A 25,934-nucleotide genomic window follows, 5' to 3' on the forward strand; every position below is an offset into this window, starting at 1 on the left:
GCCGTTGCCTACCAGTTACGGAAACGCTTTGGCGGGTTGTACAGCCCGCCGGAGGCGCGTACCAGGTCTTTCATGTTCTTGGCCGCCAGCAAGTCCCGCGTGGCCAGGCGCTTGTCGATGCCCATGTCCTCGGCGCGGCGGATGATGCCCCGGTCACGCAGGTTTTCCACCATGCGCTTGTCGCGGCCCAGGCCCACGGCGGTGTAGCCGGCTACGCCACGGATGGCTTGCTCGCGCTCTTCTTCGGTGCGGCACAGCAGCAGGTTGGCGATGCCTTCTTCGGTGAGGATATGGGTGACGTCGTCGCCATAGATCATCACCGGCGGGATCGGCATCTTGGCCTGTTCGCCCAGTTGCCAGGCATCGAGCTTCTCGACGAAGGCCGGCTGCATGTGCTCGCGGAAGGTTTCCACCGTCTGCACCACCAGCTTCTGGCCGCGCGGGATGGTATTGCGTCCGGCGCGCGCCTGCTGGCCGGCCTTGAGCCAGGCCTCGCTGGCATGGCGACGGCCGCGTGCATCGGCCCCCATGTTGGGCGCGCCGCCAAAGCCGGCGATGCGGCCCAGCGTGGCCGTGGAGGAATTGCCCTGCAGGTCGATCTGCAGCGTCGAACCGATGAACATGTCGCAGCCGTAGTGGCCGGCCGTCTGCGAGAAGGCACGGTTGCTGCGCATGGAGCCGTCGGGGCCGACGAAGAAGATATCGGGCCGGGCGCGGATGTAGTCTTCCATGCCCAGCTCGGAGCCAAACGAGTGGATCGATTCCACGAAGCCGGCCTCGATCGCCGGGATCAGTGCCGGGTGCGGGTTCAAGGCCCAGTGCTTGCAGATCTTGCCGCGCAGGCCCAGCGACTCGGCATAGGTCGGCAGGATCAGCTCGATGGCGGCGGTATCGAAACCGATGCCATGGTTCAGGCGCTGCACGCCGTACTCGGCATAGATGCCCTTGATGGCCATCATCGCCATCAGCACCTGGATCTCGGAGATCTGCGCCGGGTCGCGGGTGAACAGCGGTTCGATGTAGTGCGGCGTGGGCGCCTTGATGGCAAATCCCACCCAGTCGGCCGGGATATCCACGCGCGGCAGTTCATCGACGATCTCGTTGACCTGGGCGATGACGATGCCGCTGGAGAAGGCCGTCGCTTCGGCAATGGCGGGCGTATCTTCAGTATTCGGGCCGGTATAGAGATTGCCGTGCCGGTCGGCCGCCTGCGCGGCCACCAGCGCCACGCGGGGTGTGAGGTCGACGAAGTAGCGCCCGAACAGCTCCAGGTAGGTATGGATGGCGCCGATGTTGAGCTTGCCGGCCGAGGCCAGCTTGGCCAGGCGGCCGGCCTGCGGGCCGGAGAAGGAAAAATCCAGCCGGTCGGCGATGCCCTTCTCGAACACGTCCAGGTGTTCCGGCAAGGCCAGCACCGAGAACAGCATGTGCAAGCCGTTCACCCGCGCCGGGTCGAGTGCAGCCAGGCCCTTGGCCAGGAAGTCGGCCTGCTTCTGGTTGTTGCCCTCGACACAGACACGGTCACCGTTTTCCAGCACCGCATAGAGCAGCTCGGCCAGTTTTTCCGCAGGGGCGATCTTGCCCTGCAACTGGCTGCCCAGTGCGGCGGTGGCGCGTGCCAGCCGTTGCTCACGGTTCTTCTGGCGCGCGTTCCACACGCGTTCGTTACCACTCATTTACTTGGCTCCCATCAACAGGTCAGGCAATACGGTCGCGATGCCCGGGAACATGCACAAGAGCAGGACCGCGAGGAACATCAGCGCCAGGAAAGGAATCGTACCCTTGATCACGTCACCTAGCGCGATATCGGGTGCGATGTTCTTGATCACGAACAGGTTCAGCCCCACCGGCGGGTGAATCAGGCCCATCTCCATGACCACCGTCATGACGATGCCGAACCAGATCAGGTCGAAACCGGCCGCCTTCAGCGGTGGCAGGATGATGGGCGCGGTCATCAGGATGATCGACACCGGGGGCAGGAAGAAGCCCAGCACGATCACCATCGCCAGGATCACCGCCAGCAGCAGCCACTTCGACAGGTGCAGGTCCACCACCCACTGCGCCGCCGACTGGCTGATGTGCAGGTAGCTCATCACGTAGGAATACAGCAGCGACATGCCGATGATCAGCAGCAGCATGCCGGACTCCTTGATGGTCGAACTGAGGAAGGGAGCAATGTCACGCGGCTTGTAGATGCGATAGACGATGGCGATCAGCACCAGCGCCAGCAGCGCACCCAGGCCGGCGGTCTCGGAAGGCGTCGCTAGACCGCCATAGAGCGCCACCATCACACCGATCAGCAGGACCAGGAAGGGCAGCACGCGGGGCAGCATCTCGACCTTCTGCGCCAGCGTGAAATGCTCGTCATCCAGGTAGGCCGACTTGGCGCCACCGGCGCTGTAGACCGCATGCGCCAGCTTGTACTCCTTGCGGGCCCGGTAGACGGCATAGCCGGCAAACAGGATCACCAGCAGCACGCCCGGACCGATGCCGGCCAGGAACAGCCGGCCCAGCGACTGCTCGGCCGCCACCGCGTACAGGATCATGGTGATCGAGGGCGGCAGCAGGATGCCCAGCGTGCCACCGGCGGCGATGATGCCGGCCGCAAACCCGGGCGAGTAGCCGCGACGGCGCATCTCGGGAATGCCGGCCGAACCGATGGCCGAGCAGGTCGCCGGCGACGAACCCGCCATGGCGGCAAACAGCGCGCAGGCAAACACGTTGGCGATACCCAGGCCACCCGGGACCTTGTTGAGCCACGCGTGGATGGCCGAATACAGGTCCTTGCCGGCCGGTGACTTGCCGATCGCCGCCCCCTTCAGGATGAACAGCGGTATGGAGAGCAAGGTGATCGAGGCGATTTCCTCGTAGACGTTTTGCGTGATGGTATCGAGCGCGGATTCCGGCATGAAGAAGTACATGAAGCCGGTCGCCACCACGCCCAGGGCGAAGGCGATCGGCATGCCCGAACACATCACCAGGATGGTGACCACGCCATAGAGCACTCCCAGGGTCAGCGGACTCATTGCACACCTCCCTGTGCCTGTTGCGCCGGCACGGTACCAGTGATGCGCACCAGCACCTGCACCAGCAATTGCAGGGTCAGCATGGTCATGCCCAGCGCCATCAGCGAATACGGGATCCACAGCGGCGGTGCAAAGGTCGAGGAGGTGGTCTGGCCTTCAACCCAGGCTTCATGGAACAGCGTCCAGGATTTCCAGGTGAAGAAGGCGCAAAAGACTAACGACAGCAGGTCGACGATGAACATGCGGATGCGGTTGGCCAGCGGCGAGAGCAAACCCGCCAGGGCTTCGATGCCGATATGCCCGCGCAACGACTGCACATGCGCCGAGCACAGGAAGATCACCCCCACCAGCATGAACACCGAGGCCTCGTCCTGCCAGTCAGTGGGCTGATGGAAGAAGTAACGCACCACCACCGAATAGGTGAGGATGCAGGAAGTCACCAGCAAGGCGATCATGCCCAGGAACACCGCCACCCGGTGATAGCCCTGCAGGATGGCCGCCAGCCAGGCCACCGGGGCGCTGGCGGGCACCGCCGGACGCGCTGCGACCGCGCCGGGCATCTCGAAACCATGGCTCATAGGGTTTTCTCCGCCAGGGCCAGCAGCTTGGCGCAGCTGGCGTTGCGTGCAGCGAAGTCCTTCCAGGCGGTATTGCGGGCGATGTCCTGCCACTTCTTGACGACCTCGGCATTGAGGTCGACCACCTTGGCGCCGGCCTTCTGGTAGACCTGGGCCACGGCGATATCGTCGGCCTGGGCGGCCTTGGTGGCGAACTGCTCCATCTCGGCGCCGACGGCCATGATGACCGCTTGCTGATCCTTGGGCAGGCGCTCGAAGACGGCCTTGGACATCATCAGCGGCTCGAACATGTACCAGTAGGCTTTGTCGCGTCCGGTGGTCAAGGCCTTGGCCACTTCCTCCAGGCGGAAGGACATGAAGGAGGTCGACGAGGTCATCGCCGCATCCATCGCGCCGGTCTGCATGGCCGCGTAGATTTCATTGGAAGGCAGCGTCACCACGGCGGCACCGGCTTCCTTGAGGATCAGGTCCATCTCGCGCGAGCCGCCGCGCACCTTCATGCCCTTGGCATCGGCGGGATCGACGATGGGCTTGCCGCGCGAGGCCACGCCACCGGCCTGCCAGATCCAGCTGACGATGACCACGCCCTTCTCGCCCAGCACGCGGGCCAGTTCCTTGCCGACTTCGGCATTCTTCCAGGCCGCACCCTGCTGGTAGGACGTCACCAGGCCGGGCATCAGGCCGATATTGGTTTCCGGGACTTCGCCGCCGGCATAGTTCAGCGGCACCAGCGACATGTCCAGCGCACCCTTGCGCATGGCCGAGAACTGCGCATTGGTCTTCATCAGCGACGAGCCGGGATAGATCTCGAACTTCAGCGCGCCCTTGGTGCGCTCGCTGACCTGTTGGGCGAACAGGCGGACCAGACGGTCGCGGAAGTCACCCTCGGTGATCGTGCCACCCGGAAACTGGTGCGAGATCTTCAGGTTGGTGCTCTGCGCCCAGGCAGCCGGCATGCCGGTCACGAGCGGGGCTGCAGCCAGGGCGCCAAGGAAATGGCGGCGGGTCATTGCGGTCATGGTGGGGTCTCCTCCAGGGATTGATGGATGCTGCGTGTGTTTTTATGCTCTCATCGTGTATACAATTTCTTAGGAAACGCATACATTGTCAAGCATTAATCCCGTAAAGCGCACTCCCCTTTACAATGATTGCTTTAAAGGCAACATGACCATGGACACGCCAAAGACCCGTTCCGAAACCCTGCGCGAATCGATCGAAGAGCAGATCGCCGTCGGCAAGCTGGCCCCGGGCCAGCACCTGGATGAAACCTCGCTGGCCGAGGAATTCGGCGTCTCGCGCACGCCCATCCGCGAGGCCCTGATCCAGCTGGCCTCGATGGGTATCGTCGAGATGCGACCGCGACGCGGCGCCATCGTGGCCGAGATCGGCCCGGAGCAATTGATCGAGATGTTTGAAGTGATGGCCGAATTCGAGGCCATGTGTGGCCGCCTGGCGGCGCGGCGCATGACGCCGGCCGAGCATGCCGAGCTGCAGGCGGCGCACCAGGCCTGCCAGGCCGCGCGTGACGCCAGCGATCCGGATGCCTATTTCTATCTCAACGAGGCCTTCCACGACCACATCTACGCTGGCAGCCACAACCGCTTCCTGGCCGAGCAGGCCCGCGCCCTACATCGTCGCCTGCGGCCCTATCGCCGCCTGCAGCTGCGGGTGCGCGATCGCCTGAAGATGTCCTTCGATGAACACCAGGCCGCCGTCGAGGCCATCATCGCCGGTGATGCCGACAGGACCGTGGAGGTGCTGCGCCAGCACATCATGATCCAGGGCCAGCGCTTTGCCGACCTGGTGGCGTCGCTGCACCAGTTGAAATCGGCCGCCTGAGCCAGCGGATGAGCGAACTCAGGCCAGGATCGGCTGCGGCTGCCTGGCCTGTTCGATGAAGGCGCGCAGGTAGTCGATGCCGACATCGGATTCGCGCGCGCCCAGGAAGATGTGCTTGGCGATGCCCTGCTGACCCAGCCGCACCGGCACCACCGCCATCTTGGCGGCATATTCCAGTACCAGCCAGCGCGGCAAGGCTGCCACGCCGCGACCGCTGGCCACCATCTGCAGCATGATGTCGGTGGTCTCGATGGTCTTGTGGCGCCGCGGCGTGATACCGGCCGGGGCCAGGAACATGGTGTAGATGTCCAGGCGATCCACCGGCACCGGATAGGTCACCAGCACCTCGCTGCCCAGCTGCCGGGGCGTGACGTACTCCTGCTCCGCCAGCTTGTGGCCGGCGGCCACCACCAGCACCTGTTCGTAGTCGAAGACCGGTTCGAAGACCAGGCCCGGCTTGTCCAGCGGATCGGGCGTGACCAGCAGGTCGATCTCATAGCCGAACAGCGCACCGATGCCGCCGAACTGGAATTTCTGCTTCACATCCACATCCACGTCCGGCCACGCCGCCAGATAGGGCGACACCACCTTCAGCAGCCACTGGTAGCAGGGATGGCATTCCATGCCGATGCGCAGCGCGCCACGCTCACCCTGGGCGAACTGGCGCAGGCGCTCCTCGGCCAGGTTAAGTTGCGGCAGTACCCGGTTGGCCACGGCCAGCAGGTATTGGCCGGCTTGCGTGAGCCGCAGGCTGCGGCCTTCACGCAGCCAGATATCGGTGCCCAGCTGCTGCTCCAGCTTCTTCATGCTATGGCTGAGTGCCGATTGCGTCACGTGCAGCACGCCGGCCGCAGCGGTCAGGGAGCCCTGCTTTTCCACCTCCAGGACGATGGATAGATGTATGCGATCCAGCATGATCGATGAGCAAAGTTCATTGTTTATTGGAATAAACGAATTTTACTTCATTGGTCGCGCGCTTGATGACCTAGAGCTGGCGCTCGCTGGTGAAGTGGCGTTCGCTGCCATCGAGCGGATCGATGAAGAACAGCGAGCGCGCCAGCAGCTTCAGGGGGCGCTCCAGGTCATCGGCCACACCCACCGGCACCGCATCGGGATAGAACAGGTCGTTGACGATGGGTATTCCCAGCGCGGCCATATGCACCCGTAGCTGGTGACGGCGGCCGGTGACCGGTTCCAGCTGGTACAGGCCGAGCGCACCGCGCTGCTCCAGCAGCGAGATATGGGTTTCCGAATTGGGCGCGCCGGGCGCCTCGTACATCTTGAAGAACTGCTCCGGGATTTCCTCCACCCGGCTGCGATGCACGCGCGGCAGTGCCAGGTCGGCCCGCAGCGGCGCGATCGCCTCATACACCTTGAACATGCTGCGCTGCTGGAACATCGACTGGTACTTGCCCCGGCTGGCCGGCTGGTGCGAAAACACGATCACTCCGGCGGTCTCGCGGTCCAGGCGATGAATGGGGACCAGATCCTCCAGTCCGGTGGCTTTCTTCAGGCGCACCAGCAGGGTTTCCTGGACGAAGCGCCCGGTCGGGATCACCGGCAGGAAATGCGGCTTGTCAGCCACCAGCAGGTGGTCGTCAAGGTGCAGGATCCTTTCTTCGACGGGGATGCGCTCCTCGCCCTGCGGCAGTTCGCGATAGTAGAAGATGCAATCGCCGCTGCGATAAGGCGACTGTGGACGCAGCTCCTCGCCATGCTGGTTGCGTACTTCGCCGCGCACCAGGCGCTCGCGCCAGACCTCGGCGGATACGGCCGTGAAGCGCTCGGCCAGGAAGGACAGCATGTCGCGCCACGGCCCCGGCTGCAGCCACAGGTAGCTGGGCGAGAGCCCTTCGCGCATCGGCAGTGTGGGGGTGGGCCTCATGCGCCCTCCCCCTGGGCGGCCTGCTTGCGCGCCGCGCGTCGACGCCAGGCGACGACACTGGCATTGTCGTCCAGATGGGCCAGCAGGCGCTGGCGCTGGGCGTCCGTCAGGGGCAGCGTCTCGATCAGGGCCGGCCACTGCGTCATCGCCCGCTCCACCGTCTCCACCAGGACCGCCTGCAACTTGGGCTCCGGAATACGCCACAGGTTGGCCAGCTGGCGCAGGATGGCGGGCGTGAGCAACTGCTTGCCCTTCTGACCCGGCACAAAGGCCAGCGCATGCCCGTCGCCACCGACATAGGCGGCGTAGGCCACGATGTCATAGGCCGGCGACAGGATGGCCGCCTGCGGCGTGGGGTACAGCAGGCTGAAATTCTTCAGGTGGGCGTCGAAATTGCCCACCAGTTCGTTGACCTTGATCCGCCGCAGCAACTCGAACACATCGGCCACGCCACGCGTACTGCGCTCCAGCAGCACCACACCGATGGCCGCATAGGTACCGACGTACTTGGACCCCGGCGGCGTGCCGGTGACCTGGGCGAAATCCTCCATGTGCAGCCGACCGGTCTGGGTAGGCGCATCGCGGTCGAAACGCTGCACCAGCAGGAAGCGGCTGGCATCGTTGCGCAAGCCGAACGGCAGCTGCGCGGCGATGGCCGACAAGGGTTCCAGGCTGAAATGGCAGGTCGTGACCCCGGCGGCGGCGGCCAGCGTGAGCGCGCTGAATTCCACTTGCGGCATGTTGGGATAGTCGGTCGCCGGCAGCTTGGCGATGAAGTGGCTGCCCTGGCTGTCACGCGAGCGCATCACGTAGCGCCCACCCGCTTCGCGCACCAGCGCCAGCTTGGGCTGCACACCGGACAAGGACTCGCCACCCGGCACCGGCAACTGTCCCGAACTCATCTCGTAGCTGTCATGCCCCTGCCCCAGCAAGCGGCCCAGGCCGCGCTCGTCGAGCTCTTCGGCCAGGGCCGAGACGTCGCCAGGCAGGTCGCGACCACAATAGGCCAAGAGGCCGAATTCGTCATCCGGCGCCAGGCCGGCGCGCTGCACCAGGTGCTTGCGCAACTGCCCCTCGGGCAACAGGTTCTGGAAGAATGGCGGCAAGCCGCCCTGGCCGTTCCCCCGATTGACCGCCAGCGTGGGATCGAGCAGCTGGCTGCGCGTGCGCTCCTCAGTAGAGGCGCAATAAAGCTGCGAGAGGACAGGACGCGACTCGCCCTGCAGGGCATAGGCATCGTCGAAGCGGAAATAGCAACGGCCGTCATCCAGCGCAAACAGCGAGCCGACATCGCTTGTCCCCAGGCGGATACGCAGGGATCGCAACATGCTCATGGCTGCCCCTCCTGGCCCATCAGGGCTTGCAGGCGCTGGCCCAGTTCGGTCTGGCTGCCAGCCCCCTGGTGCTCGGCCGCGCGCAGCGCGGCGGCCTGGCGCGGCAGCAGCAGCAAGTCCAGGTCCAATTCGTTGCACAGGGACAGCAACTTGCCCAGTTCAATGTTGCCACGGCCGGTTTCCAGCGCCAGCAGCGTATTGCGATGCATGCCGGCCAGCCCGGCCAGTTCGATGGCAGTCAGGCCCCGGGCCTTGCGGGCCAGGCGGATGCGGTGGCCGATGTCTTGCAGGTTGGTCATGTCAGATCCAATTAAATGATCTTTTACTCATAAGAACATTATATTGAGCATCCATGACAGCACAAGAACAATAAAATGGATTTTTTATATTTCGACTAGTTAATTGTACTTTTTTGGAAGCCGGAAGCGGCTGGCTTGCCGCATCCGAGATGAATCCGGGATGGATTCGAGACGGACAGGCAAAAAAAATCGCAGTCCTGGGACTGCGATTTTCAATGATGAGACTGGCGCTCAGGCGGTCGTATTGATGTTGCGACCGATATTGGGATTGGCCGGCAGCGGTGGCGGCAGTGCCTGCAGCACGCCAATGGCCGCAGCGGCCTGGGTATTGAGCGCCTTCTTGAGCATCAGGACATTGACCTGGTCAGCCGTCTGCGACGTCGCCATGTCGGTGGCCAGCGATGCAATTTGCGTTACATCCATGGACTACTCCTTTAGGGGGAAACCAGGTAACAGGATTGATCACCCGGTCCCTCATTTACGGTATTGGACTCCGAATCTTTACAGGGATCAAGAAATTTATCGGCGTGAAGATCGAAAAATATGCGCTTTTTCGACAGAAAGTTGCCAGCCCGGCACCTGAATTGTGTTGAGAGAAATGGCATTTATATAAGCATCCGAACGTTGTTTACCTGAACAGGTATAACTTGCTACCATGTTCAGGGATCAAAAAACGCTCGAATGGATCGCGAGCAGTTACAAAGACTTGATGGCACTGCCGCCGCCAGTGCGTCAACGGTTCGGCTATGCATTGTCACTGGCGCAACTGGGCGATCGTGACGATGCGGCCAAGGTCCTGCGAGGCTTCGGCGGCGCCGGCGTACTTGAAGTCATCGAAGACTGGATGGGTGATACCTACCGCGCGGTCTATACGGTCCGGTTTGCAGAGGCCGTATTCGTCTTGCATTGCTTCCAGAAGAAGAGCAGGCGCGGCATCGCCACCCCGAAGATGGACATGGACATCATCCGTACCAGGATGAAAGTCGCCGAAGCACGGGCCAAGGAGTTACGAAATGAAAACCACGAGTATTGACGGCATCCAGATCCACCGCAGTTCGGACAATGTCTTTGCCGACCTCGACCTGCCCGATGCCGACAGACTGAAGATCAAGACCGGCCTGGTGGTCGAGATCAGGAAGGCGATGCGCCAGCTCGGCTTGACGCAGCAAGCTGCCGCCAAGCGCATGGGCATTCCTCAGCCCAAGGTATCGGGGATGATGCGGGGCGACTTCAGCAATCTTTCTGAACGCAAGCTGATGGATTGCCTGAACCGGCTGGGGTATGACATCGACATCAAGGTCAGTGCCTCAGCCAGATCCATCGGCCAATTGACGCTGTCCATCTCCTGAGCAGGATCGGCGCGGTTGCACCGGATGCACCAAGAAAAATCGCACCCCGAAGGGTGCGATCAGAACTGGCGCCGATACCGCGCGCCACATGCCATGCCTTCAGACGATGGTATTGATGATACGGCCGATATTCACATTGGCCGGCAGGCGTGCCACCGCAGCGGCGACCCCTACCACATCATCCACCGCCGTCTTGGCGACCTTGCCCAGGTCGATGCCGACGGACTGTGCCGCCTTGTCGGCCAACCAGGCCGTTGCCGCGCCAGTGGCGAGAGTTGCTAGCTCCATATGAAACTCCTTGTTTGAACTGCAACTGGGCCATGACGTCGTCCTGTCTACACATGTTTCAGTTTCCCCCTATCATGTGTGTGCAAGCTTTACGTCATGGGTAAATGTGTTAGCGGCAACAGTACACCCACTCTTAACGGTGATTGGCGCTTCCTTACCCGCTTTTGCACTTGTAAACGCAGCCAGCCATGGCCGGCGCTACAGGCTTGCAACGTGACTGTGATGCGGCAGTGATGCGGGAACGAAGAAGCAAGCGCCTCAGCGCGAAGAAGGAGAAGAAGGGGAAGTAGAAGGCGACGATGCCGCCGCCGGTGACGGCGCCAGTTGCTCGTAGACCGATCCGGCAATGCGGGCCAGTTGGGGGCGGCCCATGCTGGCTGAGAGCGCATAGCCGAACTGGCCATCGATCCAGTAGAACACGTTGACCCTGCCCTCCTGGGCGAAGCGGAATCCGGTATCGCGGTTCTGCACCTGGTCGCGCGAGACATAGAGTGTGAGCCGCTGTCCGGCCGCATCCTGATACATGAATTGCGCCACCGGCCCGCTCTGCCCCGGCAGCAGGCGGCCACCGATCAGCTCGTAGCCCAGCGGCGCCAGTTTGGGCGCGCGCACATTGGCGCCGATACGGCGCGACAGCCAGGTTACCAGGGCCTGTTCCTGGTCGGCCCCGACTTCCACCGGGCGCCGCAGGTCGCTGCTGTAGACCACATGGGCCACGGCAGCCTGGCGCGCCAGCACCAGCATGCCGCTGCCGTTGACGCGACCGTCGAAGAGGTCGTGCGCCAGCCAGCCGCCAGCGCCGGCCACCACGGTCAATACCAGCATCGCAGCCACGCGCCGCCAGGAGGATGCATTGGCAGCTTCAGCGGCGGTACCCACATGGTGGCGGGCTGCATAGTCCTGGCCGCTACCGCCGGCCAGCACCGCAGCAGCCAGGCGCGGCGGCAAGGGTTCTTCCAGTACCGGGGCATAGTGTGCGTGCAGGGCGCGGTTCTGCGCCCGCCAGGCACGTACTTGCCGCGAAAACTCGCCATGGGCGCCCTCCCGCTCCAGCCAGGACGCGATCTCGCCGGCACGCGCCGCCGGCAACAGGCCGTCGGCGTAGGCATGCAATTCGTCTTGATCAAATGCCGAAGTCTTCATTTCACCACCTTCAGGCTAGCGCCGGGCGCCGCCTCACCGCGGCCATCCGGCCCTTCCATGAGACGCCGCAAACGCTCGCGGCCACGCGACAGGCGCGACATCACGGTCCCCACCGGGATCCCCAGCGTGGTCGCCACCTCCTCATAGCGCATCTCTTCCAGCCCCACCAGCAGCAACACTTCCCGCTGCTCGGCCGGCAATAGCCGCAGCGCCGCCTCCAGATCCAGCGCCAGGCCATGATCGCGCGCCAGGTCGGCGGCGACCATCGCATCCCCGGCCAGCTCCAGCTCTACGGTGGCCAGGCCGGGCTTGCGATGCGCATCGGCATGCAGGTTGTGCATGATGGCAAACAGCCAGGGCCGCATGTCGCTGCCGCGTTGCCAGCTGTCCAGCTTTTGCCAGGCCCGCTCCAGGGTGTCCTGGACCAGGTCGTCGGCGCTCTCGCGCTCGCCGGTCAGGGCGCGGGCGTAACGGCGCAGCCGCGGCAGGCAAGCCAGCATGGCTTGCTCATCGGCCAGGCGGGCCTGCTCGGGGCCGGGCTTGCGTCGAAACATGGTCGGCGGCGCTGGCTGGCGGACTCAGGGCTTGACCACGTGCCAGATATCCTTGAAGTTGTCGCCATCGCGGTCACCCGCCTTGGCGTCTTTCTCGTAGCGATACAGCGGCTTGCCCTGGTAGGCCAGCTGGGCGCTGCCATCGTCGCGCGTCACGGTCGAGTACGGCGCCATCGGAGTTCCCATGGGGGCGACAGGCGGCCACAGCTTGGCGCAAGGGCCATTGCAGACGCTCTTGCCGCTGTTGGCGGTGTCCTTGTCGAAGGTATAGACGGTCATGCCCTGGGCATCGACCAGTACGCCGTCGACGGCCTTCACGCCCGCGCCCTGGGCTGCGGCGGTCATGGAAGTGGCGGCGCAAGCCAGCGCCAGCAGGGAGGTTGCGAGCAGTCTCATGTCATTTCCTTTCAGGATGGGTTGCGCAATGTGCCATACCCATGCCGACGTATACGGAAGCCAAGGCCTGATTATTCCCTCACCGGGAAAAAATGTTCGCTAACGGGTGACGGTATCGCGCTGCATCGGCGCCAGCAGGGCCAGCAAGCGGTTTTGCGTGCGACTGGCGATGCCATTCTTGTCCATGGCCAGCTGCAGGTCTTCCACCAGGGCATTGAAATCGGCATTGGTGAGCTTGAGACCCTGGTGGACTTCCTTCATCGGATCGCCCGTGTAGTCGCAGCCGCCGCCGCTCAACATGCAGAACTGCTCGACCAGCTTGTCTTCCACGCGCTTGAGATTGGCGCCATCGAAGGTATGCCTGATGCGCGGATCGGCCAGCATGGCGACCATGAAATCATGCACCGTCTGCCGGATCACCGGCAGTCCGCCCAGGTCATGGAACAACGAGGCATCGGCCTGTGCCTGTGCCTCTGCCTGCACCGGTGCCGTCGCACCCAGTGCACATGCCAATGACAGCCCGGCCAGCACTTGCGAGATCTTGCGCGTGTTCATCGTGTGCTCCTCAGAATCCGGCCTGCAGCGACAGATAGGTGCCGCGCTGCCGCGTCGGGTTGTAGACGGTGATGTCACCCAGCACCACGTAGGCCAGGGTCACCGACAGGTTCTTGCTGGGGAACCAGGCCAGGAAGGCATCGTAGTAATCCTTCTCGTTGTCGGCGGCGAGGTTGTTGGGCTTCATCCGGTACTCGGCGCCCACGGCCAGCTTGCGATTGATCAGGTAGGCCGCCGAGAATTCCCCCATGGCCTGGTAGTGGTCGCCCTTGTCGCCGCCAAAGCCCAGCAAACCCATCTGGTTGGCCTTGGTCAGGCGCAAGGTGGCGTTGAGCAGGAGGCTCTGGTCGAGCAGGATCTTGGTGGCCGACAGGTAGTAGTCGATACCGCTCTCGCTGGCCGCACCCAGTTGCTTCACGCTGGTGACCGCCCCCAGGCCGCCGATGCCATTGTTGCGCTTGAGCATCACACCGGCGGCGATCTGCGGCAGCCAGCGATCCTGGTCGTAGACGGCGTCACCGGCCAGCTTGACCTTGATACCGAAGATATCCTGGGTGATCTTGAGATTGTTCAGCGGTGCCAGGCTGCCATAGAACTCCTGCTTGGCCGCCGACAACTCGACCCGGTCCATGATGCCCACGGCCACGCCGTAGGATTTGAGGGTGTAGTCCTGGGTCGTCAGATAGGTGTAGTGGGCATTGGCGCCATAGCTGTCGCGCGTGCCATAGCCGGTGATCAGCGCCCAGGGGGTGAGCCCACCGCCACCGGCGCCCTCCACCTGGATCACGCCGCCGGTGGCCAAGAGCTTGCCCAGGTCGGGCATCCAGCGGTCGTTTGTACTCGCCGGTGCCGCATCGGCAGCAGCAGCGTCGGCCCCGCGCATGGCCTGCTCAGCCTTCTTCTCCTGGGCGGCGGTCCAGGCATCGCGCTGCGCCGGTGTCAACTGCACCTGCGCCAGCGCAGGTAAGGACAACAGCATCAACATTGCCCAAGCACCGCCCCTGATGGTCTTGTTCATTCTTCTCTCCCCCATTGTTCCCCTCCCCTTGCCCAGGATCTCAGACCGCCACGTTCTCCGACTGGTCCAGCGTGGCGGGTGCCCGCCATTGATGCAGCCACTCCAGGAAACGATCCACCGGCATCGGCTTGCCCATGAAGTAGCCCTGTCCCTGGTCGCAGCCCATCTGGCGCAGCAGGAACCAGACCGCCTCGCTCTCCACGCCCTCGGCCACCACCCGCAAACCCAGGTTATGGCCCAGGTCGATGGTGGAACGCACGATCTTGGCATCGTCCTGGTCCTGCGCCATCTTCATGACGAAGGACTTGTCGATCTTCAATTCGTCCACTGGCAAGCGCTTCAGGTAGGCCAGCGAGGAATAGCCGGTACCGAAATCGTCAATGCTCAGTGCAAAGCCCATGGCCGATAGCCGTTCCAGCGTATGCTGCGCCCGCGCCGGGTCATCCATGATGGCGCTCTCGGTGATCTCCAGGCACAGCGCCGAGGGCTTGAGCCGGTGCCGCTGCAGGATGGCCTCGAAGGTCATCGGCAATTCCTGGTCCAGCAGGTCGCGGGTGGACAGGTTCACCGAGAACTTCAGTGCCGTCCCTTGCGCCTGCAGCTCGGCCGACAGGCGCGCCACCTTTTCCATCATCCAGGTGGTCAGCATGCGGATGAAGCCGGTCGTCTCGGCAAAGGGAATGAAATTATCGGGGCCGATGAAGCCCTTCTCAGGATGGATCCAGCGCACCAGCGCCTCGCCACCGATGACGTCGCCCGACCCCAGGTCCAGCTTGGGCTGCAGGTAGAGCATGAATTCGTCGCGCTCCAATGCGCGGCGCAACTCGGAGAGCAGGGACAGGCTTTCCTGGCTGCTCTGGTCGATGGCCGGGTCGTAGACCAGCACGCCACTGCCCTTGCGCTTGGCAATGTACATCGCCACTTCGGCGCGACTGAGCAGCGTATCGCTGTTGTTGCCATGCGCCGGATAGCCGGAAATGCCGATGCCCGCCCCCAGATCCACGGTCTGCTCCTGCAGCGACAAGGGCTGCTCCAGCGCGCGCAGGATCTGCATGGCCTGGTTCAATGCGCCATCGAGATCGACATCGGGCAACAGGATGGCAAACTCGTCGCCACCCAGGCGCGCCACCTTGGCACCGGGATACAGCAACTGGTCCGCCAGGCGGGCCGCCACCTGGCACAGCAGGTCATCGCCAAAACTGTGGCCCAGCACGTCATTGACCTGCTGGAAGCGATCCAGGTCCATCATCAGGATGTGGCAACTGCCGCCAGACCTGGCCGCGGCTTGCGCAATCGCCTCGCGCAGCAGGTCGGCAAACTGCACCCGGTTGGGCAGGCCGGTGAGCTGGTCCTGGTAGGCCAGCCGGGTAATCTTGATCTCGCGCTGGGCGATTTCGCCGCGCATGGTTTCGAAGGCATTGCCCAGACGCCCGATCTCGTCGTGGCGACGGATGAACAGGCCTTCGCTGTAGTCCCCGGTCCCCAGGCGCTTGGCCACGCTGGCCAGTTCGCGCAGGGGACTGGTGATGCGACGCGCCATCACGGCGCTGGCGCCGGCGCCGCCCAGCACACCCAGCACGGTGATGCTCAAGAGGATCACCTGCAGGCGCTGGTAGGGGGCCACCGCCTCGCTGACCGAACGCTGCAGCACGGCCACCGCCTCCTGGCCATTGCTGGCACGCGCCAGCGGGAGCAGGCGCGCACGATACTGATTGCCATCGATCTGCAGGTCGGCCAGGGCAGCGGCGCGCACGGCCGGATTGGCGACCTCGTGGACCAGCATGGAGGCCTCCGGCGGCGCCAGCGTGGACACATCGGCCGTCCAGCCACGGGCACCACGCTGGCTGACCAGGATGGAGACCTGCAGCGACGACAGTTCACGCATGTCGCTGACCAGCTGACGATCGACCGGGAAGCCCATCACCACCCAGGCAATGGTCACCGGCGCCTTGATCGGCACGGCCACGATCTGGTACAGGCTGTCACCGATCACCACATTCTCGGAGGCGCCATTGCTGTCACCGGCCTTGCGCACCAGCTCCAGGCTGCTGCGTTGCAGGTCGGTATCGGGATATTCCACGGTGGAGGCGCGAATGCGGCCGTCGATGCCGATCAGCATGGCCTTGGAAGCGCCGATGCGGGCGCCGTGATTGGCCAGCACCGAGGCGATGGTCTCGCGGTCATCGGTACCGATGGCCTGGCGGAAGCCGAAGTCCGATGCCAGCAGGCGCGCGCCCTGGGTCAGCTTCTGGGCATTCTGTTCCAGCAGGCGCACGAACACGCGCTGGCCCAGCACCAGCTCCTCGCTGATGGCGCTGCGGGCATTGCGGTCGATGGCGGTACGGATAGCGACGAAGCCGGCCAGCTGCACCACCACGATCAGGATGATGAACAGCGCGACGATCTTGCTTTCCAGCCGGTATAAACGCACCCTAGCCCCCCGCTTGCGATGCAGCAGGCCGCCTCAGAGAGGCACTGCCTTGACGTTGAGTTTGATGGCCGCCTTGGCCTCCCCTTGCAGCTGCAGGGGCTGCTCCACGGCGGCCTCATTGGGGCCCATGCGGAAATACCAGGCCTTGAGCGTGTACTTGCCGTTGCCCATCCCCTCCAGGTGCACGGTACCGCTGCGGTCGGTCACGCCGAAGTACGGCGTATTGACCACCTGGACAAAGGCCACCATCTCGTCATGGATATTGCAGCCCAGCACCACGGTACCGGCCTTGTCGAAGACCACGGGGCTGCCAGGCACGCCGGAATAGAGCTTCAGCTCGAAGGTCTTGGCCGGTGAAAAGGAATAGACGTGATGCCTGACCGTATCGTGATTGGGAAAGAGGATGGGGGTGCCGGTCTGCACCACCGTCACCAGCGGGAAGAAGGTCTTGTTCTTCTGCTCGATCTCGACCTGGCGCAGCTTGGACGGCGTCGGCAAGGGTGTGGCCGGCTCGGCATAGACCACCGCATTGGGCACCGGCTGCCCGGCCGTATCCAGCACCTGCACCGCAAGCGCTGCTTGTGCCGGTGCCGCCGGCAAGGCCATGCCCAGCAGAGAAGCCAGCAACGGCAGGAGCGCCCCTGCGCCTCCAGCCCTGATCATGTTTGTTCGCCGCATTTTGATGTCGTTCAATAGTGTCGCGGAGGGTCTCCCGAGATGTATCCAGGAAGCATTTCCCTTCACTATACGGGAGCTACACCTGTTTGATATCGGGAAGTTTCTGAATTTCCCCACGGCACGCCCGCGCCCTCCCTCACGAGAGCCCCCGGACCTGCCTCTAGACGCATATCTACACCACAGCGATTATGCCTGTGAATCCTTGCGCGGAGCCGTCAGGTAACCGATCACCGCCGGCAGGATCTCCGGCCGCACGCTGCCCGGCGACAAGCCCCCCGGGCCGGTCAGCACCACCGCGTTGATCAGCGCCTTGAGCATGCGCTGCACCACGAAGGTGGCCACATCCAGGTCGGGCGTGGTCAGGCTGGCGCGATGCTTTTCCAGCACGCGGCGGATGGCATCGAAGAAGCGCTGGCGGATCTCGGTGGAGACCGGCAGGTTGTAGGCCGGGAATTCTTCTTCGAGGATGCGGTTCAGCTCCGGCTCCAGCAGATGGGCCGCCACCAGCGCGCCGATGAGGGCCTCGAAATCGCTGTGCAGGGAACCCGCTGCATCGATGTGCGCGGCCACATCCTCGAACAGGCCGAGCATGCGGGTGACATGACGTTCGCGCAGGGCGAAGATCAGGGCATCCTTGTTGGGAAAATACTGGTAAAGCGAACCGACACTGATGCCGGCCGATTCGGCCACGAGATTGGTATTGGTCTTGGCATAGCCGCGCTCGACGAGCACGCGCGACATGGCGTCAAGAATGGTATCGACCATCGCCCGCGAACGTGCCTGGCGAGGTTCTTTTCTGGGTTGCAGTTTCATTGTGAGCCTGGAGAAGGAATTTACGCGCCCCCGACGCAAATTCCCAACATGAGTGATTGTTCGTATCTCGAAGTATAATACGAAAAATGAGTTTTTACTCGCCGCCCCTCAACAGCCCACTCGCAAACCCACGCCATCGGCCTCTTAGGCCCGTACAGCCCGGCGCGCACGGCAGTCCAGGAAAGGCGGCGCGAACTCACACAAGAACTCGTATCGCCAAACACTTCATCGTGGAGAAACCTATGAAACGCTTCACCTCGCCCGCCACCAGGCCGCGGGCGATCGCGGCCGTTGCAGCGCTGGTCGGTGTGCTCGGATTGTCGGGCTGCGCCAGCTTCAGCGGCATCGGCAGCGACAAGCACCCGGCCCAGGCGTCCGACTTCGCGACGCAACGCAGCCTCTCGGATCCCGCTGGCGGCAGCGCCAACAGCGGCTGGCCCGGCAGCGACTGGGTCCGCCAGCTCGGCGACGCCCAGTTGACCGCCCTCATCGACGAAGCCCTGACCAGCAGCCCCAACCTGCAGCAGGCACGGGCACGCATCGCCGCCGCCGGCGCACTGGCCGAGTCGCGCGGCGCGCCGCTGCTGCCCAACGTGAATGCGGAAGCCTCGATCATCCGCAATCAGTTTTCCAGCACCACCATCTATCCCGAGCCCTATGGCGGGAACTGGTTCAATGAGAAAAAAGCCGGCGTCAATGTCGGCTACGAGCTGGACCTGTGGCACAAGAACCAGGCCGCCCTGGAGCAGGCCATTTCCAGCGAGAAAGCGGCCGAAGCCAGCGAGCAGGAAGCCCGCCTGGTCCTGACCACCTCCATCGTGGCCGCCTACAGCCAGCTGGCCGCACAATATGCGGTGCATGACATCCTGGCGCGCACGGTGCAGCAGCGCAGCTCCCTGGAAGGCATCACCGCCGAGCGCGTGCGTACTGGTCTGGATACCCAGATCGAGCGCAACCAGTCGCGTAGCAGCAGTGCCGACGCCCGCGCCCAGCTGGAGCAAAGCGAAGGCCAGATCGTGCTGCTGCGCCAGCAACTGGGCGCACTGAGCGGCCGTGGCCCTGACCGTGGCCTGCAGCTGGCCCCGCCGACCCTGCAGAACCTGGCCACGCCGGGCCTGCCGGCCGACCTGCCGCTGAACCTGCTGGGCCGCCGTCCCGATATCGTGGCTGCGCGCTGGCAGGTGGAAGCCGCCAGCCGTGGCGTGGACGTGGCCAAGGCGCGCTTCTATCCGGATATCAACCTGTCGGCCATGATCGGCTTCGATACGCTGACCAACACCAACCCCTTCACCTCGGCCAGCAAGAGCATCGCCTTCGGACCGGCGATCTCGCTGCCCATCTTCGAGGGTGGCGCCCTGCGTGCCGGCCTCAAGGGGGAATACGCCAACTACGACCTGGCCGTGGCGACCTACAACAAGGCGCTCAACGATGCCTATGCCGACGTGGCCCGCCAGATTGCGTCCATCCATTCGACCGAGCGCCAGTTGCCGATTCGCCGCGAAGCCCTGCAAGCCGCGCAGCGGGCCTACGAGCTGGCGCGCGAGCGTTACCGTATCGGCCTGGTGTCGCAGTTGACGATGCTCTCGGCCGAGACCTCGGTACTGGCACAGCGCCAATCGCTGGTGGCACTGGAAGCCATGCGGCGCGACCAGCAGGTGGCGCTCTACAAGGCCCTGGGCGGCGGTTTCGACGCCCAGCAGGCCGGACTGGCCCTGAACAGCCCGGCCAGCGGCGCTGCCCCTGCCAGCCAGCAACCCTGATGTCCTGAAGTCCTGAATTGAACCTGGCCCTGCCGTCGGTCTCTCCACTTTCCGACCGACGCCAGGGACGGACTGCCGCAGATGCGGCCAGTCCGATTGTCCGCCTACAAAAGAATTGAACGGAGTCATCCATGAGTGACAGCACCACCCAAACCAATCCCGGCACCAACGGTAACGGCAATGGCAATGGCAAACGCCGCCGCCAGCTGTTGCTGCTCACGCTGGTCCTGGTCATCATCGCCGCCGCCTGTTTCCTGTACTGGTTCCTGCACGCACGCTTCTTCGAGGAAACCGATGACGCCTATGTCAGCGGCAACGTCGTACAGATCTCCGCCCAGGTCGGCGGCACCGTCACCGGCGTCAAGGCCGACGACACCCAGATCGTCAAGGCCGGCCAGCCACTGGTCACGCTGGACGCCGCCGACACCCGCCTGGCCCTGGCCCAGAGCGAGGCCGCGCTGGCGCAAGCGGTGCGCCAGACGCGCCAGCTGTTCCTGAACAATGACACCCTGGCCGCCAACATCGACGCTGCCGAATCCAACCTGGCACGCGCCCGCGAAGACCAGCAACGTCGCCAGGCCGGCCTGTCCTCGGGTGCAGTCTCGCAGGAAGACGTCTCGCACGCCCGCGACGCCGTCAAGAGCGCCGTAGCTGCACTGGACCAGGCCCGCGCCGCGGCTGCCGCCAACCGCGCCCTGACCGACCACACCAGCGTCACCGAGCACCCCAACGTGCTGCAGGCCGCCACGGCGGTACGCAACGCCTACCTGAACTTCGCCCGCGTGAACATCGTGGCCCCGGTCGCGGGCTTCGTCTCCAAGCGTTCGGTGCAGGTCGGCCAGCGCATCGCCGCCGGCAATCCGCTGATGGCCATCGTGCCGCTGGAACAGATCTGGATCGACGCCAACTTCAAGGAAAGCCAGTTGAAGCACATCCGCATCGGCCAGCCGGTGGAAGTGATCGCTGACGTCTATGGTTCGGACGTCAAGTACAAGGGCACCGTGATCGGCTTCTCGGCCGGTACCGGTGGCGCCTTCTCGCTGCTGCCGGCGCAGAACGCCACCGGCAACTGGATCAAGGTGGTGCAGCGCATCCCGGTGCGCATTGCCCTGGACCCGGAGCAGGTACGCGCCCATCCGCTGCGCATCGGCCTGTCGACCACGGCGACGGTCGATATCCATGGCGATGGCCGGGCCCTGGAAGCCGCGCCCACCAACTACCAGACCAGCGTCTATGACGACCTGGGCAAGCAGGCTGACGCCATCGTCGATCGCATCATCAGCGACAACGCCAGTGGCTTGCCGCAGCCGCGCAAGAACAAGGCCGCTGCCACCGTACCGCATACCTGATCCGAACCCGCTGCACACAACTACGCAAGCTTATGGCTAACAGCCCTACTCCCTATACACCACCGCCACCGCTGACCGGCGCCAATCTGGTGCTGGGCACGTTGTCGGTGTCGTTGGCGGTGTTCATGAACGTGCTGGACTCCTCCATCGCCAACGTGGCCATCCCGACCATCTCGGGCAACCTGGGCGTTTCGGTGGATGAAGGTACCTGGGTCATCACCTCCTTCGCCGCCGCCAACGCCATCTCCATCCCCCTGACCGGCTGGCTCACGCAGCGCCTGGGCGCGGTGCGCCTGTTCGTCACCTCGGTGCTGCTGTTCGTGCTGGCCTCCTGGCTGTGCGGCCTGGCGCCCACCCTGCCCATCCTGCTGGCCGCACGGGTGCTGCAAGGCCTGGTGGCCGGCCCCATGGTGCCGCTGTCGCAATCGCTGCTGCTGGGGGCCTACCCCAAATCGAAATCCTCATTCGCGCTGGCGCTATGGGGCATGACGGCGGTGGTGGCGCCGGTGGCCGGGCCGGCGCTGGGCGGCTGGATCACCGACAGCTACACCTGGCCCTGGATCTTCTACATCAACATCCCGGTGGGCCTGATTGCGGCCGGGGTCACGCTGGCCATCTATCGCAGCCGCGAGACACCGATCCACAAGCTGCCCATCGACAAGATCGGCCTGGCGCTGCTGGTAACCTGGGTGGCGGCCTTCCAGATCATGCTCGACAAGGGCAAGGACCTGGACTGGTTCTCCTCGTCCACGATCGTCACGCTGGGCGTGGTGGCGGCCGTCGCCTTTGCCTACTTCGTGGTCTGGGAGCTCAACAACAAGCACCCGGTGGTGGACCTGCGCCTGTTCGGCCGGCGCAATTTCGCCGGCGGCACCATCGCCATCTCGATCGGCTATGGCGTCTTCTTCGGCAACCTGGTGATCCTGCCGCAGTGGCTGCAGCAATACCTGGGCTACCGCTCGATCGACTCGGGTCTGTCGACGGCGCCCATCGGCATCTTCGCGGTGATCCTGATGCCGCTGATCGGACGCTTCCTGCCGCTGGTGGATGCGCGCAAGGTGGCTACAGCCTCCTTCATCGGCTTTGCCTTCGTGTTCTGGCTGCGCTCGCACTACAACCTGCAGGTGGACCAGATGACGGTGGTGCTGCCCACGCTGCTGCAGGGCATCCCCACGGCGATGTTCTTCGTACCGCTCACCGTGCTGCTGCTGTCGGGCCTGCCACCGGAGCGCATCCCGGCCGCCGCCGGCCTGTCGTCCTTCGTGCGGGTGTTCTGTGGTGCGGTCGGCACCTCGATCTCGACCACCGCCTGGAACAACCGCAGCATCATGCACCATGCGCAGCTGACCGAACATGCCACGCCCTACAGCCCCTGGATGCAGGAAACGGTCAACAACATCAGCAGCACCCTGGGCCTGAACGCGGAGCAGACCGCCGGCATGCTGGAACGTACCATCACCTTCCAGGCCGCCATGCTGGGCATCAACGATATCTTCTATGTCTCGGCGCTGATCTTCATCGTCATCATCCCGCTGATCTGGATCATCAAGCCCTCCAAGGGCGGCGCGGGCGCAGCCGAAGCCTCGGCGGCGCACTAGACAGTCTTGTCCCGGCTAGCGCAGCCGGGACAAGCCGTTCTGCAAGCGGATGATGTCGATCAGCTTGCGCAAGGCCGGATGGGCATGGCGCCGGCTACTGTAGTACATGTGGAAGGGCTCGCTGGGCGCCGCCCATTCGTCCAGGATGACCTCCAGCGCGCCCTCCTCGATCTCCTTCCTGATTCTTCCCTCCAACAGATAGGCGATGCCGACCCCGGCCTTGGCCGCCGCGATGGTGGCGGCGGTATTGTTGATCGTCACCAGGCCCGGCACGCGGATGCGCTGCCGGTGCTTGCCCTTTCCGAATTCCCACTGGTAGCTGGAGTTGTCGCCCAGCAGCAGTTGCAGGCAGGTGTGCTGCGCCAGTTCGTCCAGCGTCAGCGGCCGTCCCTGCCTGTCCAGATAGGCCGGCGAGGCCGCCGCCACCCAGCGATGCACCCGCGTCAGGGGGGCGGCTACCATGCCTTCGGGCACATAGTGGCCGTAGCGTATGCCGGCGTCATAGCCTTCGCTGACGATATCGATGGGCTTGTCATCCACCACGATGGTCAGCTTGACCTTGGGACACTGCCGCACAAACTCGGGAATGGCCGGTTCGATCAGCAGATGGGCGGCATCGGCGAAGACGTTGATGCGCAGCTCACCCAGGCTGCCTGCTGCCGAGCTTTCCAGGTGACTCAGGGCCACCGCGATCTGCTCGAACCCCTCCTCCAGCCTGGCCGCCAGCTCGCTGCCCGCGGCCGTGGGCGAAACCGCCCGGCTGGAGCGATAGAGCAACTGCGTGGAGAGCCGTTCTTCCAGCCGCTTCATGGCGTGGCTGGTGGCCGAGGGGGTCAAGCCGAGCTGGATGGCGGCGGCCTTGAAACTGCCGGTGCGCAGAATGGTCACGAACACCCGCAGGTCGGAAAAATCGATATGGTCGAGCAGGGACATGGATGAATTTCAATCACTTCAAGAATTAATCTGACTCATCTTAAACCAGGCACCTGCGCGCGTGGCAAGCGGTATAAATAGCGCTTTAAATACAGCTTAAATACAGCGTAAAAGGAGCACAGACATGAAATCAAGAAGCTTTGGCCGCACCGGCGCCGACGTATCGGAAATCGGCTTCGGCGCCTGGGCCATCGGTGGCTCCTGGGGCGACGTCTCCGCCCAGGATGCCAAGGCCGCCCTGCACGCCGCGCTGGACGCGGGCGTGAGCTTCATCGACACGGCCGACGTGTATGGCGATGGCCGCTCCGAACAGTTGATTGCCCAGGTATTGAAGGAACGCGGCGGTGCCCGTCCCTTCGTCGCCACCAAGGCTGGCCGCCGCCTCTCGCCGCACGTCGCCAGCGGCTACAACAACCGGGACAATCTCACCGCCTTCGTCGACCGTTCGCTGCAGAACCTGGAGGTGGATTGCCTGGACCTGGTGCAACTGCATTGCCCGCCCACCGAGGTGTATTACCAGCAGGAAGTGTTCGGCCATCTGGATGCGCTGGTCGCGGCCGGCAAGATCCGTCACTACGGCGTGTCGGTGGAGAAGGTGGAGGAAGCGCTCAAGGCCATCGAATACCCGAACGTGAAATCGGTGCAGATCATCTTCAACATCTTCCGCCAGCGGCCGATGTCGCTGTTCCTGCAGGAAGCCCGGCGCCGCGACATCGCCGTCATCGCACGCGTGCCGCTGGCCTCCGGCCTGCTGACCGGCAAGATGTCGGCGCAGACTGCCTTTGCCGCTGACGACCATCGCCAGTTCAACCGCCATGGCGAAGCCTTCGATGTCGGCGAGACCTTCTCGGGCGTGCCTTACGACGTGGCCCTGGCCGCCGTGGAGAAGATCCGTGCGCTGGTGCCGGATGGGGTTCCCATGGCGCAATTCGCGCTGCGCTGGATCCTGATGGAAAGCGCCGTCACCACCGTCATCCCTGGCGCCCGCAACGTGCAGCAGGCGCAATCCAACAGCGCCGCCAGCGACTTGCCAGCCATTGCACCGGAGCTGATGCAGGCCTTGCGTGAACTCTATCTCCACGACATCGCGCCGCATGTGCATCAACGCTGGTAATCTATGGCGCCCCCTTCATGCAATCAACAATAACCAAGGACACCATGACACCTATCCAACTCGCCATCGCCGGCGTCGGCAAGATCGTCTACGACCAGCACGCCCCTGCCATCCGCGGCAATCCGGATTTCCAGTTGCTGGCGACCGCCAGCCGCAACCACAGCATCGATGGCGTGACCGCCTACAAGAGCATGGCCGAGATGCTGGCCGGCGCACCCGCCATCGAGGCCATCTCCCTGTGCATGCCGCCGCAGTACCGCTATGAAGCCGCCCGCGAAGCCCTGCGCGCAGGCAAGCATGTCTTCCTCGAAAAGCCGCCCGGCGCCACCCTCTCCGAGGTGGAGTCCTTGAAGAGTCTGGCCATTGAACAGGGCGTGACGCTGTTCGCCAGCTGGCACTCGCGGCATGCGCCGGCGGTGCAGGTGGTCAAGCGCCATCTGCAGCAACATGCGCCGCGCCAGGTCAGGGTGATCTGGCGCGAAGACGTGCGTCACTGGCATCCCGACCAGGAATGGATCTGGCAGCCCGGTGGCCTGGGCGTGTTCGATCCGGGCATCAATGCCCTCTCCATCGTCACCGAGATCCTGCCGCAGGCCATGTTCCTGACCCAGGCGGCATTGGAAGTGCCGTCCAACCGGCAGACGCCGATTGCCGCGCGCCTGGCCTTCACCGATGCGCTCGGCACCGATATACAGGCCGACTTCGACTGGCGCCAGACCGGCGAGCAGACCTGGGACATCATCATCGAGACCGACAGCAGCCATGTCCATCTGAAAAAAGGCGGACATGAACTATGGATCAACGAGGTGCAGTCCGAACTGCCGGTCGAAGGCGAGTATCCCTCGCTGTATGCGCACTTCTGCCAGTTGATCCGCACCCGCGCCTCCGATGTGGACGTGGCGCCGCTGCGGCATGTGGCCGATGCCTTCATGCTTGGCGCGCATATCGTCACGGATGCCTTTGTCTAAAAAGCAAACGGGGTTGATGACTTTCA

The 25,934-nt window shown here is 64.1% G+C and carries 27 protein-coding genes; 8 read left to right on the plus strand and 19 right to left on the minus strand.

Going from position 1 to position 25,934, the window contains the following annotated elements:
• Positions 1–8: 8 nt before the first annotated feature.
• The 4 genes from mdcA to dctP are packed head-to-tail and all read right to left on the minus strand — an operon-like array spanning position 9 to position 4,623.
• Positions 9–1,676, minus strand: a complete 1,668-nt coding sequence (mdcA, locus tag ACIPHN_RS02740; RefSeq protein WP_400432365.1) for a malonate decarboxylase subunit alpha — start codon at positions 1,674–1,676, stop codon at positions 9–11.
• Positions 1,677–3,026, minus strand: coding sequence for a TRAP transporter large permease (locus tag ACIPHN_RS02745; protein WP_198983455.1), 1,350 nt, complete (start codon positions 3,024–3,026; stop codon positions 1,677–1,679).
• A complete protein-coding gene (locus tag ACIPHN_RS02750; RefSeq protein WP_400432369.1) occupies positions 3,023–3,604 on the minus strand; it encodes a TRAP transporter small permease in 582 nt (193 codons plus the stop codon). The genes ACIPHN_RS02745 and ACIPHN_RS02750 overlap by 4 nt, the downstream gene beginning before the upstream one ends.
• Positions 3,601–4,623: a TRAP transporter substrate-binding protein DctP gene (gene dctP / locus ACIPHN_RS02755; RefSeq protein ID WP_400432372.1), complete on the minus strand. Its 1,023-nt coding sequence runs from the start codon at positions 4,621–4,623 to the stop codon at positions 3,601–3,603. Before dctP ends, ACIPHN_RS02750 begins: the two co-directional genes overlap by 4 nt.
• A gap of 151 nt (positions 4,624–4,774) precedes the next feature.
• On the opposite strand from dctP, the gene ACIPHN_RS02760 reads away from it, so the two are divergent.
• A complete protein-coding gene (locus ACIPHN_RS02760; protein WP_400432375.1) occupies positions 4,775–5,443 on the plus strand; it encodes a GntR family transcriptional regulator in 669 nt (222 codons plus the stop codon).
• A gap of 18 nt (positions 5,444–5,461) precedes the next feature.
• Here ACIPHN_RS02760 and ACIPHN_RS02765 read toward each other — a convergent pair whose 3' ends face one another.
• From ACIPHN_RS02765 to ACIPHN_RS02785, 5 genes are all read right to left on the minus strand, one after another.
• Positions 5,462–6,358, minus strand: a complete 897-nt coding sequence (locus ACIPHN_RS02765) for a LysR substrate-binding domain-containing protein (RefSeq protein ID WP_400432378.1) — start codon at positions 6,356–6,358, stop codon at positions 5,462–5,464.
• 70 nt (positions 6,359–6,428) lie between these two features.
• Positions 6,429–7,328, minus strand: a complete 900-nt coding sequence (locus ACIPHN_RS02770) for a pseudouridine synthase (RefSeq protein WP_400432380.1) — start codon at positions 7,326–7,328, stop codon at positions 6,429–6,431.
• Complete coding sequence (locus tag ACIPHN_RS02775) at positions 7,325–8,662, minus strand: type II toxin-antitoxin system HipA family toxin (RefSeq protein WP_400432383.1); 1,338 nt, start codon at positions 8,660–8,662, stop codon at positions 7,325–7,327. The genes ACIPHN_RS02770 and ACIPHN_RS02775 overlap by 4 nt, the downstream gene beginning before the upstream one ends.
• Complete coding sequence (locus ACIPHN_RS02780; protein WP_400432386.1) at positions 8,659–8,961, minus strand: helix-turn-helix domain-containing protein; 303 nt, start codon at positions 8,959–8,961, stop codon at positions 8,659–8,661. Before ACIPHN_RS02780 ends, ACIPHN_RS02775 begins: the two co-directional genes overlap by 4 nt.
• 231 nt (positions 8,962–9,192) lie before the next feature.
• Positions 9,193–9,384: a YjfB family protein gene (locus ACIPHN_RS02785; RefSeq protein ID WP_400432389.1), complete on the minus strand. Its 192-nt coding sequence runs from the start codon at positions 9,382–9,384 to the stop codon at positions 9,193–9,195.
• A 232-nt stretch (positions 9,385–9,616) separates the two neighbouring features.
• On the opposite strand from ACIPHN_RS02785, the gene ACIPHN_RS02790 reads away from it, so the two are divergent.
• Positions 9,617–9,994: a type II toxin-antitoxin system RelE/ParE family toxin gene (locus ACIPHN_RS02790; protein ID WP_400432392.1), complete on the plus strand. Its 378-nt coding sequence runs from the start codon at positions 9,617–9,619 to the stop codon at positions 9,992–9,994.
• Entirely contained in the window at positions 9,975–10,310 is a 336-nt protein-coding gene (locus ACIPHN_RS02795) for a helix-turn-helix domain-containing protein (protein WP_400432395.1), read from the plus strand. The genes ACIPHN_RS02790 and ACIPHN_RS02795 overlap by 20 nt, the downstream gene beginning before the upstream one ends.
• Positions 10,311–10,409: 99 nt before the next feature.
• Here ACIPHN_RS02795 and ACIPHN_RS02800 read toward each other — a convergent pair whose 3' ends face one another.
• The 9 genes from ACIPHN_RS02800 to ACIPHN_RS02840 all read right to left on the minus strand — a co-directional run bounded on the left by ACIPHN_RS02800 (position 10,410) and on the right by ACIPHN_RS02840 (position 18,186).
• Positions 10,410–10,598, minus strand: coding sequence for a hypothetical protein (locus ACIPHN_RS02800; protein ID WP_400432398.1), 189 nt, complete (start codon positions 10,596–10,598; stop codon positions 10,410–10,412).
• Between the two features lie 258 nt (positions 10,599–10,856).
• Positions 10,857–11,741, minus strand: coding sequence for an anti-sigma factor family protein (locus tag ACIPHN_RS02805; RefSeq protein ID WP_400432401.1), 885 nt, complete (start codon positions 11,739–11,741; stop codon positions 10,857–10,859).
• Positions 11,738–12,295 carry an RNA polymerase sigma factor gene (locus tag ACIPHN_RS02810; RefSeq protein ID WP_400432404.1) on the minus strand — a complete coding sequence of 186 codons (558 nt, stop codon included), beginning with the start codon at positions 12,293–12,295 and terminating at the stop codon, positions 11,738–11,740. Before ACIPHN_RS02810 ends, ACIPHN_RS02805 begins: the two co-directional genes overlap by 4 nt.
• Before the next feature lie 24 nt (positions 12,296–12,319).
• Positions 12,320–12,691: a hypothetical protein gene (locus ACIPHN_RS02815; RefSeq protein WP_400432407.1), complete on the minus strand. Its 372-nt coding sequence runs from the start codon at positions 12,689–12,691 to the stop codon at positions 12,320–12,322.
• A 99-nt stretch (positions 12,692–12,790) separates the two neighbouring features.
• Positions 12,791–13,246: a group 1 truncated hemoglobin gene (locus ACIPHN_RS02820; protein ID WP_400432410.1), complete on the minus strand. Its 456-nt coding sequence runs from the start codon at positions 13,244–13,246 to the stop codon at positions 12,791–12,793.
• Positions 13,247–13,256: 10 nt separating this feature from the next.
• Entirely contained in the window at positions 13,257–14,264 is a 1,008-nt protein-coding gene (locus tag ACIPHN_RS02825) for a DUF3034 family protein (RefSeq protein WP_400432413.1), read from the minus strand.
• Positions 14,265–14,304: 40 nt separating this feature from the next.
• Positions 14,305–16,695, minus strand: coding sequence for a putative bifunctional diguanylate cyclase/phosphodiesterase (locus tag ACIPHN_RS02830; RefSeq protein WP_400432416.1), 2,391 nt, complete (start codon positions 16,693–16,695; stop codon positions 14,305–14,307).
• A gap of 33 nt (positions 16,696–16,728) precedes the next feature.
• Positions 16,729–17,358, minus strand: coding sequence for a methylamine utilization protein (locus ACIPHN_RS02835; RefSeq protein ID WP_400432419.1), 630 nt, complete (start codon positions 17,356–17,358; stop codon positions 16,729–16,731).
• A gap of 201 nt (positions 17,359–17,559) precedes the next feature.
• Positions 17,560–18,186 carry a TetR/AcrR family transcriptional regulator gene (locus ACIPHN_RS02840; protein WP_198983437.1) on the minus strand — a complete coding sequence of 209 codons (627 nt, stop codon included), beginning with the start codon at positions 18,184–18,186 and terminating at the stop codon, positions 17,560–17,562.
• 242 nt (positions 18,187–18,428) lie between these two features.
• Between ACIPHN_RS02840 and ACIPHN_RS02845 the strand changes: the two genes are divergently transcribed.
• The 3 genes from ACIPHN_RS02845 (at position 18,429) to ACIPHN_RS02855 (ending at position 22,893) form a co-directional block, all read left to right on the plus strand.
• On the plus strand, positions 18,429–19,946 hold the full coding sequence (locus ACIPHN_RS02845) for an efflux transporter outer membrane subunit (RefSeq protein ID WP_400432422.1): 1,518 nt from the start codon (positions 18,429–18,431) through the stop codon (positions 19,944–19,946).
• A gap of 131 nt (positions 19,947–20,077) precedes the next feature.
• Positions 20,078–21,295: an HlyD family efflux transporter periplasmic adaptor subunit gene (locus tag ACIPHN_RS02850; RefSeq protein WP_400432424.1), complete on the plus strand. Its 1,218-nt coding sequence runs from the start codon at positions 20,078–20,080 to the stop codon at positions 21,293–21,295.
• A 32-nt stretch (positions 21,296–21,327) separates the two neighbouring features.
• On the plus strand, positions 21,328–22,893 hold the full coding sequence (locus tag ACIPHN_RS02855) for a DHA2 family efflux MFS transporter permease subunit (RefSeq protein WP_400432427.1): 1,566 nt from the start codon (positions 21,328–21,330) through the stop codon (positions 22,891–22,893).
• Between the two features lie 15 nt (positions 22,894–22,908).
• Here the strand turns inward: ACIPHN_RS02855 and ACIPHN_RS02860 are convergent, their stop codons facing one another.
• Positions 22,909–23,826, minus strand: a complete 918-nt coding sequence (locus ACIPHN_RS02860) for a LysR family transcriptional regulator (RefSeq protein ID WP_400432430.1) — start codon at positions 23,824–23,826, stop codon at positions 22,909–22,911.
• Positions 23,827–23,950: 124 nt separating this feature from the next.
• On the opposite strand from ACIPHN_RS02860, the gene ACIPHN_RS02865 reads away from it, so the two are divergent.
• Both ACIPHN_RS02865 and ACIPHN_RS02870 read left to right on the plus strand, forming a co-directional pair.
• Positions 23,951–24,940 carry an aldo/keto reductase gene (locus ACIPHN_RS02865; RefSeq protein WP_400432433.1) on the plus strand — a complete coding sequence of 330 codons (990 nt, stop codon included), beginning with the start codon at positions 23,951–23,953 and terminating at the stop codon, positions 24,938–24,940.
• Between the two features lie 44 nt (positions 24,941–24,984).
• Positions 24,985–25,908 carry a Gfo/Idh/MocA family protein gene (locus ACIPHN_RS02870; RefSeq protein ID WP_400432436.1) on the plus strand — a complete coding sequence of 308 codons (924 nt, stop codon included), beginning with the start codon at positions 24,985–24,987 and terminating at the stop codon, positions 25,906–25,908.
• Positions 25,909–25,934 lie beyond the last annotated feature (26 nt).

This window comes from Herbaspirillum sp. NPDC087042 (assembly GCF_044745245.1).
In the GTDB taxonomy this organism is placed as follows: domain Bacteria; phylum Pseudomonadota; class Gammaproteobacteria; order Burkholderiales; family Burkholderiaceae_D; genus Herbaspirillum.

Bases quoted from the DNA above. Each gene is read 5' to 3' on its own strand.
- mdcA (WP_400432365.1), bottom strand. From the start codon at position 1,676: ATGAGTGGTAACGAACGCGTGTGGAACGCGCGCCAGAAGAACCGTGAG.
- ACIPHN_RS02745 (WP_198983455.1), bottom strand. From the start codon at position 3,026: ATGAGTCCGCTGACCCTGGGAGTGCTCTATGGCGTGGTCACCATCCTG.
- ACIPHN_RS02750 (WP_400432369.1), bottom strand. From the start codon at position 3,604: ATGAGCCATGGTTTCGAGATGCCCGGCGCGGTCGCAGCGCGTCCGGCG.
- dctP (WP_400432372.1), bottom strand. From the start codon at position 4,623: ATGACCGCAATGACCCGCCGCCATTTCCTTGGCGCCCTGGCTGCAGCC.
- ACIPHN_RS02760 (WP_400432375.1), top strand. From the start codon at position 4,775: ATGGACACGCCAAAGACCCGTTCCGAAACCCTGCGCGAATCGATCGAA.
- ACIPHN_RS02765 (WP_400432378.1), bottom strand. From the start codon at position 6,358: ATGCTGGATCGCATACATCTATCCATCGTCCTGGAGGTGGAAAAGCAG.
- ACIPHN_RS02770 (WP_400432380.1), bottom strand. From the start codon at position 7,328: ATGAGGCCCACCCCCACACTGCCGATGCGCGAAGGGCTCTCGCCCAGC.
- ACIPHN_RS02775 (WP_400432383.1), bottom strand. From the start codon at position 8,662: ATGAGCATGTTGCGATCCCTGCGTATCCGCCTGGGGACAAGCGATGTC.
- ACIPHN_RS02780 (WP_400432386.1), bottom strand. From the start codon at position 8,961: ATGACCAACCTGCAAGACATCGGCCACCGCATCCGCCTGGCCCGCAAG.
- ACIPHN_RS02785 (WP_400432389.1), bottom strand. From the start codon at position 9,384: ATGGATGTAACGCAAATTGCATCGCTGGCCACCGACATGGCGACGTCG.
- ACIPHN_RS02790 (WP_400432392.1), top strand. From the start codon at position 9,617: ATGTTCAGGGATCAAAAAACGCTCGAATGGATCGCGAGCAGTTACAAA.
- ACIPHN_RS02795 (WP_400432395.1), top strand. From the start codon at position 9,975: ATGAAAACCACGAGTATTGACGGCATCCAGATCCACCGCAGTTCGGAC.
- ACIPHN_RS02800 (WP_400432398.1), bottom strand. From the start codon at position 10,598: ATGGAGCTAGCAACTCTCGCCACTGGCGCGGCAACGGCCTGGTTGGCC.
- ACIPHN_RS02805 (WP_400432401.1), bottom strand. From the start codon at position 11,741: ATGAAGACTTCGGCATTTGATCAAGACGAATTGCATGCCTACGCCGAC.
- ACIPHN_RS02810 (WP_400432404.1), bottom strand. From the start codon at position 12,295: ATGTTTCGACGCAAGCCCGGCCCCGAGCAGGCCCGCCTGGCCGATGAG.
- ACIPHN_RS02815 (WP_400432407.1), bottom strand. From the start codon at position 12,691: ATGAGACTGCTCGCAACCTCCCTGCTGGCGCTGGCTTGCGCCGCCACT.
- ACIPHN_RS02820 (WP_400432410.1), bottom strand. From the start codon at position 13,246: ATGAACACGCGCAAGATCTCGCAAGTGCTGGCCGGGCTGTCATTGGCA.
- ACIPHN_RS02825 (WP_400432413.1), bottom strand. From the start codon at position 14,264: ATGAACAAGACCATCAGGGGCGGTGCTTGGGCAATGTTGATGCTGTTG.
- ACIPHN_RS02835 (WP_400432419.1), bottom strand. From the start codon at position 17,358: ATGATCAGGGCTGGAGGCGCAGGGGCGCTCCTGCCGTTGCTGGCTTCT.
- ACIPHN_RS02840 (WP_198983437.1), bottom strand. From the start codon at position 18,186: ATGAAACTGCAACCCAGAAAAGAACCTCGCCAGGCACGTTCGCGGGCG.
- ACIPHN_RS02845 (WP_400432422.1), top strand. From the start codon at position 18,429: ATGAAACGCTTCACCTCGCCCGCCACCAGGCCGCGGGCGATCGCGGCC.
- ACIPHN_RS02850 (WP_400432424.1), top strand. From the start codon at position 20,078: ATGAGTGACAGCACCACCCAAACCAATCCCGGCACCAACGGTAACGGC.
- ACIPHN_RS02855 (WP_400432427.1), top strand. From the start codon at position 21,328: ATGGCTAACAGCCCTACTCCCTATACACCACCGCCACCGCTGACCGGC.
- ACIPHN_RS02860 (WP_400432430.1), bottom strand. From the start codon at position 23,826: ATGTCCCTGCTCGACCATATCGATTTTTCCGACCTGCGGGTGTTCGTG.
- ACIPHN_RS02865 (WP_400432433.1), top strand. From the start codon at position 23,951: ATGAAATCAAGAAGCTTTGGCCGCACCGGCGCCGACGTATCGGAAATC.
- ACIPHN_RS02870 (WP_400432436.1), top strand. From the start codon at position 24,985: ATGACACCTATCCAACTCGCCATCGCCGGCGTCGGCAAGATCGTCTAC.